Annotated in this window: 15 protein-coding genes; all 15 read right to left on the bottom strand. The window is 37.2% G+C overall.

Annotated features, from left to right (window positions below):
- The 15 genes from FA707_RS01600 to FA707_RS01530 all read right to left on the bottom strand — a co-directional run bounded on the left by FA707_RS01600 (position 1) and on the right by FA707_RS01530 (position 12,795).
- Positions 1-1,182, bottom strand: coding sequence for an acetyl-CoA C-acetyltransferase (locus tag FA707_RS01600; RefSeq protein WP_136952586.1), 1,182 nt, complete (start codon positions 1,180-1,182; stop codon positions 1-3).
- A 225-nt stretch (positions 1,183-1,407) separates the two neighbouring features.
- Positions 1,408-2,313: a LysR family transcriptional regulator gene (locus FA707_RS01595; RefSeq protein ID WP_136952585.1), complete on the bottom strand. Its 906-nt coding sequence runs from the start codon at positions 2,311-2,313 to the stop codon at positions 1,408-1,410.
- Between the two features lie 208 nt (positions 2,314-2,521).
- Complete coding sequence (gene fadE, locus FA707_RS01590) at positions 2,522-3,724, bottom strand: acyl-CoA dehydrogenase FadE (protein ID WP_136952584.1); 1,203 nt, start codon at positions 3,722-3,724, stop codon at positions 2,522-2,524.
- A gap of 221 nt (positions 3,725-3,945) precedes the next feature.
- Positions 3,946-4,827, bottom strand: a complete 882-nt coding sequence (gene rsmA, locus FA707_RS01585; RefSeq protein WP_136952583.1) for a 16S rRNA (adenine(1518)-N(6)/adenine(1519)-N(6))-dimethyltransferase RsmA — start codon at positions 4,825-4,827, stop codon at positions 3,946-3,948.
- Positions 4,824-5,405, bottom strand: a complete 582-nt coding sequence (gene rnmV / locus FA707_RS01580) for a ribonuclease M5 (protein ID WP_136952582.1) — start codon at positions 5,403-5,405, stop codon at positions 4,824-4,826. The genes rsmA and rnmV overlap by 4 nt, the downstream gene beginning before the upstream one ends.
- 1 nt (position 5,406) lies before the next feature.
- The gene (locus FA707_RS01575; protein WP_136952581.1) at positions 5,407-6,177 is read right to left on the bottom strand and encodes a TatD family hydrolase; all 771 of its coding nucleotides are present in this window, start codon (positions 6,175-6,177) and stop codon (positions 5,407-5,409) included.
- Between the two features lie 84 nt (positions 6,178-6,261).
- The gene (metG, locus tag FA707_RS01570; RefSeq protein ID WP_136952580.1) at positions 6,262-8,262 is read right to left on the bottom strand and encodes a methionine--tRNA ligase; all 2,001 of its coding nucleotides are present in this window, start codon (positions 8,260-8,262) and stop codon (positions 6,262-6,264) included.
- A gap of 145 nt (positions 8,263-8,407) precedes the next feature.
- Complete coding sequence (gene comGG, locus FA707_RS01565; protein ID WP_136952579.1) at positions 8,408-8,758, bottom strand: competence type IV pilus minor pilin ComGG; 351 nt, start codon at positions 8,756-8,758, stop codon at positions 8,408-8,410.
- A complete protein-coding gene (gene comGF / locus FA707_RS01560) occupies positions 8,742-9,197 on the bottom strand; it encodes a competence type IV pilus minor pilin ComGF (RefSeq protein ID WP_136952578.1) in 456 nt (151 codons plus the stop codon). Before comGF ends, comGG begins: the two co-directional genes overlap by 17 nt.
- Positions 9,184-9,519 (bottom strand): hypothetical protein, encoded by a 336-nt coding sequence (locus tag FA707_RS01555; protein ID WP_136952577.1) that lies wholly within the window; start codon positions 9,517-9,519, stop codon positions 9,184-9,186. Before FA707_RS01555 ends, comGF begins: the two co-directional genes overlap by 14 nt.
- Positions 9,494-9,973, bottom strand: a complete 480-nt coding sequence (gene comGD / locus FA707_RS01550; protein WP_138420961.1) for a competence type IV pilus minor pilin ComGD — start codon at positions 9,971-9,973, stop codon at positions 9,494-9,496. Before comGD ends, FA707_RS01555 begins: the two co-directional genes overlap by 26 nt.
- Positions 9,946-10,233, bottom strand: coding sequence for a competence type IV pilus major pilin ComGC (gene comGC, locus FA707_RS01545; protein ID WP_136952575.1), 288 nt, complete (start codon positions 10,231-10,233; stop codon positions 9,946-9,948). Before comGC ends, comGD begins: the two co-directional genes overlap by 28 nt.
- Positions 10,230-11,294 carry a competence type IV pilus assembly protein ComGB gene (comGB, locus tag FA707_RS01540; RefSeq protein WP_136952574.1) on the bottom strand — a complete coding sequence of 355 codons (1,065 nt, stop codon included), beginning with the start codon at positions 11,292-11,294 and terminating at the stop codon, positions 10,230-10,232. Before comGB ends, comGC begins: the two co-directional genes overlap by 4 nt.
- Complete coding sequence (comGA, locus tag FA707_RS01535; protein WP_136952573.1) at positions 11,291-12,226, bottom strand: competence type IV pilus ATPase ComGA; 936 nt, start codon at positions 12,224-12,226, stop codon at positions 11,291-11,293. The genes comGB and comGA overlap by 4 nt, the downstream gene beginning before the upstream one ends.
- 71 nt (positions 12,227-12,297) lie before the next feature.
- On the bottom strand, positions 12,298-12,795 hold the full coding sequence (locus FA707_RS01530) for a VanZ family protein (protein ID WP_136952572.1): 498 nt from the start codon (positions 12,793-12,795) through the stop codon (positions 12,298-12,300).
- Positions 12,796-12,888: the final 93 nt, after the last annotated feature.

The following is a 12,888-nucleotide window of genomic DNA, read 5'->3' as shown; positions in this document are numbered from 1 at the left end:
TTAATCACGTTTAATAATTAATGAAATCCCTTGGCCTCCGCCGATACATAACGTTGCTAAACCATTTTTAGCTTCACGTTTTTTCATCTCATGTAGTAACGTCACTAAGACACGTGCCCCACTTGCTCCGATTGGATGTCCTAGAGCAATTGCACCACCGTTAACATTGGTAATACTTTCATCTAGACCCAACTCTTGGACTACGCTCATTGCTTGGGCAGCAAAAGCTTCGTTAGCTTCCACTAAATCTAAATCAGCTACTTCTAAGCCTGCTCTTGTCAACGCACGTTTCGTTGATGGAATTGGCCCTGTCCCCATAATCGTCGGATCAACACCTGCTGTTGCATAAGAAGCAATTGTTCCTAAAATTTCCATTCCTAGTTCTTCAGCTTTTTCGCGACTCATTAACACTAAAATCGCTGCCCCATCATTCACACCTGATGCGTTACCAGCTGTTACCGTACCATCTTTTTTGAAAGCCGGACGTAATTTTCCTAATCCTTCTGCCGTTGAGCCGAATCGTGGAAACTCATCTTGATTAAATTTGATTGGGTCACCTTTTCTAACGGGAATTTCAATTTCAACGATTTCATCATTAAAGCGACCTGACGTTACGGCAGCTTCAGCTTTGTTTTGACTACTTGCCGCAAAAGCATCCTGTGCTTCACGCGTAAAGCCAAATTTTTCTGCAATATTTTCAGCTGTAATTCCCATGTGAATCCCATCAAATGCATCTGTTAGACCATCTTTTAATAAGGTATCCACGATTTCACCATTGCCCATGCGGCCACCCCAACGATGATTTGGTAAGACATAAGCAGCTTGGCTCATGCTTTCAGTTCCACCGGCAATCACGATTTCGTTTTCTTCTAACATAATCGATTGGGCTGCCAATATAACCGCTTTCAATCCTGAACCACAAACTTTATTAATCGTTAAAGCAGATGAAGATTGTGGTAAACCTGACTTCAACGCAACTTGGCGCGCAACATTTTGCCCTAAACCGGCTGATAAAACATTCCCTAAAATGACTTCATCGACTAAATTTGGATCCAACTTAAGATCAGCTAAGGTTTTTTCAACCACTTTTTGACCTAATTCAACGGCTGATAAATTCTTTAAACTTCCGCCAAAACTTCCAATTGGACTTCTTCTTGCTGCTACAATGACTACTTCTTTCATGTTAATGTTTCCCCCTGATTTATATTTATGAAAACGTTTTATTTCTTTTGACACTCTTATCATAAAGCCATTTTCACAAAAAATCTAACAAGTAAATATTATCAAAACTATTAGCAAATTTAATAGTTACTTAAAAACCTTGAAATAGCAACGTCCACAAGAAAACGTTTTCTATTTCAAGGTTAATTTTTTTGCTAAATAAAGTTTGTGAAAAAATTGCACGTGTTAATCGACGATCGGTTGATAAAAATAACTTAAAATCGACTCATAAACTAACCCTTCCACATCGTTATAGGTTCCTTTAATTGGGCGACATAATAAGACGTTAAATGGAATCGGGTCTTTAAACGGAATTTCGACAAATAAGTTTGGATCAATCGTCCGTTCAATTGGTGACGGTAACACCGCTACAATATTCGATTCTTGAGTGGCCTCTACTAAATAGTCCCACGATGAAGAAGTTAATTTAATTTGAGCCTCACTCTTTTCGGCTGCTAATTTTTCGGTAACTAATTCATACGTTGTATAGGTTTCATTAAACGTCGCAATTGGAAATGGCTCTAAATCACGCCACGCTAATTTTTTCTTATGCGCTAGCGGATGGGTATGGTAGACGAAGGCCGTCATTTCATCAATTTGAATGACATGCTCCTCAAAACTTTTCGGATCAAGACTCGTTGGTTCAATTAATATCGCATAATCTAAATCGTTTTGAAACAACATTTTTCTTAAATAATTACTACCACCTTCGACAATTTCTAGCTGAATATTAGGATTATCCATCATCAACTTAGGAAAGAACGACGAAAAGAAAATCCTTAAAATAAGCGACGGCAACCCGATACGAATCGTCCCTTTTTGTTTAGCCGCTTCTTTACGGACCATCTCATTCATCTGTTCATGTAATTTCGTAATTTGCTGTGCGTACGCATATAGCTTCTCCCCACTCGGTGTCAACGAGTCTAAACGACCATTCTTACGGTAAAAAAGTGTCAACTCTTCGTTTGCTTCAAAATTAATAATCAACTGACTCAACGCTGATTGCGTGATATGTATTTTCTTAGCGGCCAGCGATAAATTACACCCACATTCGACTATGTTCATAAAATAATATAACTGCTGAATATCCATCTGACAAAACTCCCCTATTGCGTTTATATACTCTCATCTTACTATAAATGCATACGTTTTCATAAAATTGCGCTCATACAAAAAAACCGCTGGTGACTAAGCAGCGGTTTTTTATGTGTGAATGTCAAATTTTTACAAATGTCTAAAGAGGTTGTTTTTATTTAATGTTTGAATGAATGTTTTGTATGTTAACTCATGTGTTACTTGATTATACGAAAGCCCCCACGCCTGTTAAGAAACGACCAACGATTAAGGCATTGATTTCGTGTGTTCCTTCGTAAGAGTAGATAGCTTCACCATCAGCGAAGAAGCGGGCCACATCTGTTTCAAGCGTAATACCATTACCACCACAAACTTCACGTCCCCAAGCAACTGTTTCACGCATTCTCATCGCGTTATGCATTTTAGCTAAAGCTGAGTTTTCTTCTAAGAAGTGACCTTGCTCCTGCATATTTGCTAATTGGATTGAGTAAGCCATTGTTGCTACTACGTTAGCTTGCATGCGAGCAACTTTTTCTTGTACTAATTGGAAACCTGATAATTTACGACCAAATTGATCACGTTCTTTAATATATTTCAAAGCAGCTTCAGTTGCGCCGATAGTCATCCCTGTTGCTAAATGAGCAATGTCAGCACGCGTTGAACGTAAAATTCTTGCGACATCTTTAAAGCCGTTAACATTTTCTAAACGATCTTCATCAGGCACTTCGACATTTTCTAATGTGATATGTCCGTTTTGAACTTGACGTAATGCCACTTTGTGTTTGATATTTTCAACTGATAAACCAGGTGAGCCACCTTTAACGATGAAACATTTAATTTTACCATCGGCTTTATCACGAGCAAAAATAGGTAGAACATCGGCAGTTGACGCGCCACCGATCCAACGTTTTTCACCATTGATAACCCATTTATCTCCAACTTTTTCAGCTGTTGTTGCTAATCCACCTGCAATATCAGAACCATGATCAGGTTCAGTTAAACCGAAGCAACCTTGCCATTCCCATGACGCAATTTTTGGCGCATATTTTTCGATTTGGGCTTCGCTACCACCTAATAAAATCGTGTTATAACATAAACCACCATGTACTGTATAGAAAGTTGCTAATGATGCATCCACTTTTGCTAATTCAAAGTATAAGAACGCGTTATATAATTCGCTAGGTTTTCTAGCTCCTTCACGCCCTTCAAATAATAACGGGCTATTCATAATACCAGTTTCAGCAATCCCTTTGAACGCTTCAAATGGGAATTCTGCTTTTTCCCAATGTTCATTAACAACTGGCTTCATATCGTTTTCTAAAAAGTTGCGAACATTTTGTAAAACAGTTAGTTCCCCTTCAGTTAATCCGTTTGCAAACGCATACATATCGAAAGGATACATTTCTTTTAATTTTTCGCTTCTTGCCATTTTGTTTCTCCCCTTTGGTTTGTTTTTGATATCTTCATGATAGACTATGAAAATGAAAGCGTATACTTAACAAAAATTATGAGAAGTATTAGAAAAATTAATACTAAAAGAAAACCCTTACAAAACAACGTTTCTCAGCTATAATTCTCCGAGTTTTTAACGAAATTTTTTTTGACAAAGAAAAAAACGAGGCCCATGACCTCGTCTTAGATTGTTACTTTTTAGTTGTTAGCAGGGTACAAGTAATTCGTTAAATCAGCAAATTCTTGTAATGATAATGTTTCACCACGACGCTTAGGATCAATCGCACACGCTGCTAAAGCAGCTTCTAAACGTTCTTTGGTTGCTTCATCTTTACCAAAATAGCTCGTTAAGTTATTCCATAATGTTTTACGACGTTGTTGGAATGATGCACGTACTAACGCAAAGAATTTATCTTCGTTGTACACCTCAACAGCTGGTGTTTCACGTTTGGTTAAATGTAAAATCGCAGAATCAACGTTAGGTTGTGGAACAAAAGCTGTTTTCGGTACAATAAAGGCGGTTTCAGCTTCCATAAAGTATTGAACGGCCACTGATAATGAACCGTATGCTTTTGTGCCTGGTCCTGCGGTAATACGATCTGCTACTTCTTTTTGCATCATAACGACCATTTCATCAATTTCAAGTGACGCTTCTAAAAAGTGCATCATGATGGGTGTTGTCACGTAATAAGGCAAGTTGGCCACGACTTTAATCGGTAACTCAGGGTTTTCAAACACTTCTGACGTTACTTTTTCTAAATCAGCTTTCAAGACATCTTCATTGACTACTGTAACATTGGGATAAGGGCCCATCGTTTCGGCTAACACTTCCATTAAGCGTTGGTCAATTTCAAACGCTAATACTTGATTAGCACTTCTAGCTAAAAACTCAGTTAACGACCCCATTCCAGGTCCAACTTCAATCACATTTGTTTGCTCGTTTAACTGAGCCACATCCACAATATTTCTCAAAATATTTAAATCTGTTAAGAAATTTTGGCCTAAACTTTTCTTAAATGAAAAACCATATTTCTTTAATAATTCTTTCGTTCTGGTAGGATTAGCTACTTCTCTTGTCATTCATTATTCCTTTCTAATTCACGCATTGCAGCGACTAACTCTTCTTCCGTTATTCTAAACATATTCAAACGTTTTAGCAATTGTTTACCATTCGTGTAGCCAATTCTTAGATAATCACCGAGCTTTTCACGCTTTTCACGACTACCTTGTCCCGCTAATAAACCTAGTCTGACTAGAGTTTTCTGCTCGATTATAGGAATCTCATCTTCGACACTCAAACTTGGCGTCATCACATTCGCTAAGGCTTCTTTCAGTGCTGCTTCACTGGCATGTTCCACCCCTAAACTATTGCCACGTTTCATTGGTGCACCTTCTTTACGCGAAATAAAGGCATGCTTCACTTCAGGTAAATAATTAGTAATCGTTTTGCGGATTTTTTCACCTGAAAAGTCAGGATCAGTGAACACAATCACCCCACGAACTTCTTGAGCATGTGCAATCCGTTCAAGAATTTCTTCATCGATGGCTGAGCCAATTGTTTCAATTGTATCGACTTCAAAAAACTGCTTTAAACGCTTCGTATCATCTTTACCTTCCACCACAACAATTTCTTGAATAGTTGGTTTTATCTGTGTCATCTTACTCACCTAATCTAAACAAACGATGCGCGTTTTGGGTCGTTTGTTGCGCGATTTCTTCAACTGATACACCACGTAATTCAGCGATTTTCTCTACAACATAACGCGTATAAGCGGGTTCGTTACGTTTCCCTCTAAATGGCACCGGCGCTAAATATGGCGCATCAGTTTCCACTAATAGTGATTCTAGCGGCACCACTTTTGCCACTTCATGTAGTTCTATTGCTTTTTTAAAGGTTACCACGCCACTCAATGAAATATGTAACCCTAAGTCTAAGAAACGTTTCATCCACTCAATATCGCCACTAAAACTGTGCATTATGCCACCGGTTAAATGGACGTTTTCATCTTTTAAAATGTTATAAGTATCTTCCATTGCATCACGCGTATGAATGCTAAACGGTAAATTCATCTCACGCGAAATCGCTAATTGGCGACGAAAAACTTTTTCTTGCACGTCTTTTGGGTCTTCCATCCAGTAATAATCCAAACCAATTTCCCCAAGTGCCACCACTTTTGGTGTGGTTAATAATTGCTGTAACTTACTTTCAATTTGAGGAGTATAGCTCCCTGCTTCAGTTGGATGCCAACCAATAATACTATGGATATTAGCATATTCTTGGCTCAGTTCTAAAGATTTTTCAATTGTTGGCTCATCAAAACCAACTACCGCCATTTCAGTCACACCATTTTCATGCGCTCGTTCAATGGTTTCTTTTAAATCATCTTTAAACTGTTCGACATTTAAATGAGTATGTGAATCAAAAATCATCGTCTATGCTTCCTTTCTTCATCGTTAAAAAATCACATAAGTAAAGGAGTGTGACACGAGTCTGTCACACTCCCTTTATCTTTTTTATGCTAATTCTGAGCCATTTGGAATTGATTTTGGTACTTCAATCATTTTTAATTTTCCGTCATATTCAGCAGATAAAATCATCCCTTGGCTAATTAGGCCACGAATTTTTCTTGGTTTCAAGTTAGCCACGATTGCCACTTTTTTACCAACTAATTCACTTGGATCTGGATAAAACTCTGCGATTCCTGATAAGATTTGACGATGACCTTCATCCCCAGCATCTAAACGGAATTGTAGTAATTTATCCGCTCCTTCTACTTTTTGACAATCAATGATTTCCGCTACTTTTAACTCAACTTTTTCAAAGTCCTCGAATTTAGCTGGTTTTTCTTTAGAAGAAACTAAAGTTGTTTCTTCAGGATTCCAAACCACTGAGTTAGCAGGTGCTTTTTCATTCATTTTTTCTTGTATATAGGCAATCTCTTCTTCCGCGTCTTGACGAGGGAAGATTGGTGTCCCTTTGCTAATAACTTTGCAATCATTTGGGAATTCTCCAAAACGGATACTTTCCATATTAAACTCTACTTGGTCGATTCCTAATTGTTTAAAGATTTTTCCTGGTGTCTGCGTTAACATTGGTTGTAATAACACCCCAACAATACGTAGTGATTCAGCTAAATGAACCATCACACTATTTAATTCAGCGCGACGCTCTTCATCTTTAGCAAGAACCCAAGGCTCTGTTTCATCGATGTATTTATTAGCTCGAGAAACTAAACTCCAAATTTCTTGCAAGGCAACACTTACTTCCATGTTTTCCATCGCTTTACGGTAGTTACCAATCACATTTGCAGCAGTTGTTGATAAACCACTATCAAATTCTGTTACGTGTGACGCATATTTAGGTACGAAACCATCACAATATTTGTTAATCATCGCAACCGTACGATTTAATAAGTTGCCTAGATCATTTGCTAAGTCGTAGTTAACGCGCGCAACAAAATCTTCTGGTGTGAAGACACTATCGTTACCAAAAGGCATTGAACGTAGTAAGTAGTAACGTAGCGCATCTAAACCATAACGTTCCACTAACATTTCTGGATAAACGACATTCCCTTTAGATTTAGACATTTTCCCGTCTTTCATCACAATCCAGCCATGAGCATAGATTTTTTCAGGTAAAGGTAAGTCTAACGCCATTAAAATAATTGGCCAGTAAATGGTATGGAAACGTACGATTTCTTTCCCAATAACTTGGACGCTAGCCGGCCAGAATTTTTGGAAATTCGCGTCATTATCAGTTGAATAGCCAAGCGCTGATAAATAGTTCATTAATGCATCAATCCACACATAAACAACGTGTTTTGGATTGCTTGGTACTTCAATTCCCCATTTGAACGTCGTACGTGTTAACGCTAAGTCTTCTAAACCAGGAATAATGAAGTTATTTAACATCTCTGTTTTACGAGATTCTGGTTGAATAAATTCTGGGTGGGCAGCGTAATGTTCAATCAAACGATCGGCATATTTACCCATTCTGAAGAAGTAACATTCTTCTGTGACTAATTCTACTTCGTGTCCACTCGGCGCTTTACCACCGATGACATTTCCTTGGTCATCTTTGTAAACTTCCATTAATTGTGTTTCAGTGAAATATTCTTCATCTGATACTGAATACCAACCTTGGTATTCTCCTAAATAAATATCTCCTTGTGCTAGTAAACGCTCAAAAGTTTTTTGAACCACTTCAACGTGTTGTTTATCAGTTGTACGAATAAAATGATCATAATTAATTTCTAAATGTTTCCATAATTTTTTAACATCAACCGCCATACTGTCAACATACTCTTGAGGTGTAATGCCGTTTTCTTCTGCTTTTTGCTCAATTTTTTGACCATGCTCATCAAGACCTGTTAAAAAGAAAACCTCATGTCCTGTCAAACGTTTATAGCGAGCCATCGCATCACAAAATAGCGTCGTATAAGAGCTACCGATATGTAATCTGCCACTTGGATAATAAATTGGTGTTGTGATATAAAAAGGCTTTTTGTCCGCCATTGTTTACCCTCCTAAATAATCCCTAAAATAAAAGTTCAATTTTCCTCTTAGTATATCATAATTTGAACAAAACTTCCTTAAATTTTGGTGTGTAAACCAATAAAACCTTTATTAATGGCCATTTACGCAAACCACTAATAAAGGTTTATTTATCTGTTGACTCTTCTTTAGGGTTAATCACAAGATTACGTGCTCTTTTTTCACCGGTTGTCAGACTAATTTCAATTCTAAAGCTATCTGTTGTTTTTCTTTCATACATTACTTGTCCCGTTGAATATACCAGTGTTCCAGTCTCTGGGGGAGAGTTGTTTTCTAAATAAAATTGAGCTAAATTAGCCAATGTTTCGATTTTGTTACGTTTAATACTAGTTGAGACAAGCGCTTGTTGTTGGTCGTATCGATGCATGATAAAATTAAAAACGGTCATATACATCAACATTAAGATTAAAAGCGATACAAGAATACTCCCTTTATAGTTGCTAGTGTGTTGCTTCATCTGAACCCACCACCTGTTTAAATCCTTGATAGCAACTACGAACCGTCCCGTCTAAAAAAGTTACCTCAATATATAATTGTTGCGAATTTCGTTGTGTCACATGCCAACTTGCAACATTTAAAAGCAATGGTTGATGACCAGTAGTAACTGTCTTTTTTCTAATTTGGTAGTTATATTTCTCAATAATAAAATAACTGTCTTCACTATTGCGATAATCAATCGTTGTCTCACTACAAGCTACTAATTTTCCCGTTAATAATTCTTCTTCTAATTGATCCGTAAATATTTGCCACGCCATTTCTGCTTGATTGGCTGATTGTTCCTGATACAATGCCAGATAACGAATAAACGGTTGAAAAAAAGACAAAATAAAAGCTAACACCAATAAAGTATATAAGCTTTCAATTAGGGTAAACCCTTGATAGTTATCTCTCTTCAATTAACATCACCGACTCTTCTTCATTTGTACCACGGATTAATGATAATTTTGAAATCACTTGATGACTCGTTTCAATCTTAACTTGGTAGAACTCATTGTCTTGACGATAAGATTGATTGGCTAGTTCGGTATTCAAACATTTATCACGGGTGGCCTCATATAAATAACGGTTAACTTGCAGTTGCTGATTAGCCTGACTTTCCGATAACTTCAATTGGACAATTATCGGCATAATCAGTACGGTCAATACAACGATTATCATGAGTCCCATAAGACTTTCTAACAAAATAACCCCTTTATAAGCTTTCGATTTTTTTGACAAGTTTTCCACTTCCTAATTGAATGGTGTAGATTATTTTTATTTCATTCAGACTATCGACCAACGAATAAGTCAGTGCCTTGGTGACGCCACCACTATTAGCCAAAAAAGTAATCGTCGCCTCGTCACTTGTCTTAATCGAAGCCGGCCATTCTATAACTTCTGTTCGTTGATTCTCATCTAAATCAAAATAAACAAACGTTACACATCCTGCTTTTTCAAGATAAATATAAGATCTTTTTGATACTTGAATCGCCGACAACTGCGTGCGATAGTAGCCATTTTCAAAATCACTTATCACTTGTTGATTGCTTATTTTTTGCTGCCATTTTTGATAACTCAATACGGGTAACGTCACCATTACACTAGCGACCATTAGTACCACAAGCATTTCAATCAAAGTAAAAGCTTCGTAATTAATTGCTTTTATTAATTTGATGGTAATCTGATCCCCCAATCTTGGGCCTTTTGGGCTTGATCTTCAGTTAAATAGCCTGATGAGACTAAATTTTCATACGTCAATTCAGCAGATTCATTCATATTAAATAACGTTGACTGTGAAACAACTACTGATTGGAGGGCCTCCTTTCCATTTTTATCGACGTTATCTTTTTGTTTAGTTAAATTAGGAACAAATAATAAAACTAAAACCGAAATAATAAACAGCACTACCATCATTTCTAACAATGTAAAACCTTGATAGTTTCTTTTTTTCATGTGAACACCTCAATATTTTGATAAACTGGCAACAACATCGCCGCATAGATGGCAATAATCATCACCGCAACTAATAAAAAAATCAATGGTTGTAAATAGTTGGTGAGTTGTTCAATTTTGTTAAGCAACTCTTCCCATAATTTTTGACTGTATAGATGCAACTCTTCCGCCAATTTTCCTTTTTGCTCGCCTTGCCTCACAATGATAGCGAAACCTGGTAAAAAAAACGAAAACTCCGCTAACACTTCATAAATAGCCACCCCTCTTTGTGAGGCTTCTTGAAAAACCAGGCCCAGTTCTTGCATTAATTTCGTATTTTCTTGTTCTTTCATAATAATCACAATCTCCGTCAATTCAATCCCTTGCGCTAGTAACTTGCCCCATTCATGTGCGAGATAAGAGGTCGTGTAAACTTTCGTCAACCGTCCCACTAACGGCAATTTGGCTAAGAGTCGATAATGTGCCCGTGCTGTCTGTGTTTTTTTGTGATAAGCTAACGCTATCCAAAGCCCTAACACTCCTCCAAACAAGCTCAACATCACATATGGACTCATTTCTACTAACCAAATCCCAAAGTTTTTATTACTACTAACGAAAGCCATTGAAGGAAGCAAGTAGAATTTCATTAATAACAGCATCATGGCTAAAAATAAAAGTAATACTGATGGATAAAATAAAACTTTAATCAAACTTTTCTTTTGTTTCTGATAATCAGCTAATTGACCTGCGATACGTGAGAACGTCCCGGCTAAATCACCATGACGCTCACTTAAGTTGATTTGAGCTAAATACTGTGATTTAAGCCCTAACAATTTAAACCCTGGCGCAATCGCTCCTGTTTCAATCACCCTTTGCCCAACTTGTTGAAACAAGATTGCCTTATTCTCATATATCAACCCCAAAAATGCTAAACTTTCTTGAAAAGAAAAACCGTTGTTTAACATATCTGCTAACATGCGCATGACATTTAACTGCAATTGAATTGATAATTTGCTGGATTTCCCCCGCAACGTCGTTTTCCATACTGAATTAGACGCCCTATACTTAGTTTTATCATTCACCTCTTCTCACCTACATCTCTCCTCTGCCAATACGCAGCATCTAGCCTTAGCAACTCTAATTCAACTGCTTGATATAGCACACCTTCTTTCCCTTCAAGTTCTGTTTCTTCTTGCTCTAACACCGTCATCGTTTGAAAGACCACCACTTTTAGCACTTGCTTTAAATCATGTGTTGATACACCCAACTCAAGCAAGCGTGTCACCACATTAATCGTATCCATCGCGTGAACCGTCGTTAAGACGGTATGTCCCGTTAAAGCGGCTCTTACGACGGCATGCGCTGTTTGACTATCTCTAATTTCACCAATCACTAAAATATCCGGTCGATGACGTAAACATAGTTGAATCAACCGTTGATAATTCAATTCGATTTTCTCATTAACCTGTAATTGCAAAAACATCGGCATCGCTAATTCGACGGGATCTTCAATCGTAATCACTTGCTGCCCGGCTAACGCAAATTCTCTTGCTAAGTGATACATCATCGTCGTTTTACCTGAACCCGTCGCCCCTGAAAAAACAAATAACCCTTTACCTGCCATTAGCGTTTGAATTTTCTGATAAGCTTCTGTATTTACTACTCTAAAATCTCGTTCATTCTCTAAATCATTCAAAAAGCGCACCACTAAACTTTCACGATTTTGATAATCACCCACCGAAGATAAACGAATATGGCGTGCTGGCCCCGTCGATAATGTCACCACGGCTGATCCTAATTGGATTTTGCGCCGCTCTCCGACATCCATATTGCCTAAATATTTCAAATACAAAATAAATTTCTCGGCTTCTTCAAAACTTAATGTTTTAAGTAACTCTTTTTGATTTTGACATCTCAAGGTCAACTCATACTCTGTCTTCGAGGGAAAAATATAGAGATCACTGGCCTGTTTTCTCACCGCTTGTTCAAACAATTCCAACATCAAGTCTTTCATGTCATCCCCCTTTCACTAATAAGTATGCAAACCAACAAAAAAAGCATGTGAAAAATTAATTTCACATGCTTTTATTTTTTCTGTTTAATCGCAAACACTAATAAACAAATGACTACGCCTGTTAATGCACCGATACTATCTAACATAATATCTTCAACAAGTGGTGTGCGACCACCTGTTATCATTTGATGAAATTCATCCAAGCCAGCATAACCAGTTGCTGATAGCCAACTCACAATACTCGCTAACAACACACTTTTTATCTGCCTATTCAAAATCAAAAACCAACTAATACCTAGTGCAAAATAGGTAAAGAAATGTGCACCTTTGCGAATAAAAAATTCAACAAAGCTAAAGTATCCCTTAGCAGCGATACTAATTTCATTCCCAGCATAGCTAAAATTAATGCTCATCAACGATTCTTTGAACGGTTCATTTTTTAATAATCGAGACAACAAGCCAATTTGTGACTGTTGTTCATACGTTTGAGATGAACTAAAAAATAGAATTCCCATAATAGCAAGCGCTGCTATTAAATAAATATAACCTGATTTCATTAACTGTTTCATAAAAACACCTCACTTTTACCTTTTCTATCATAACACATCTAATATAAGCATTAAAAAATAATGATAATTTTTTAACCAAATTGGTTATCAAAT

Origin of the sequence: Vagococcus zengguangii, assembly GCF_005145005.1 — a bacterium.
Taxonomy (GTDB): domain Bacteria; phylum Bacillota; class Bacilli; order Lactobacillales; family Vagococcaceae; genus Vagococcus_A; species Vagococcus_A zengguangii.
This window is presented reverse-complemented; position numbering and strand designations above follow the sequence as displayed.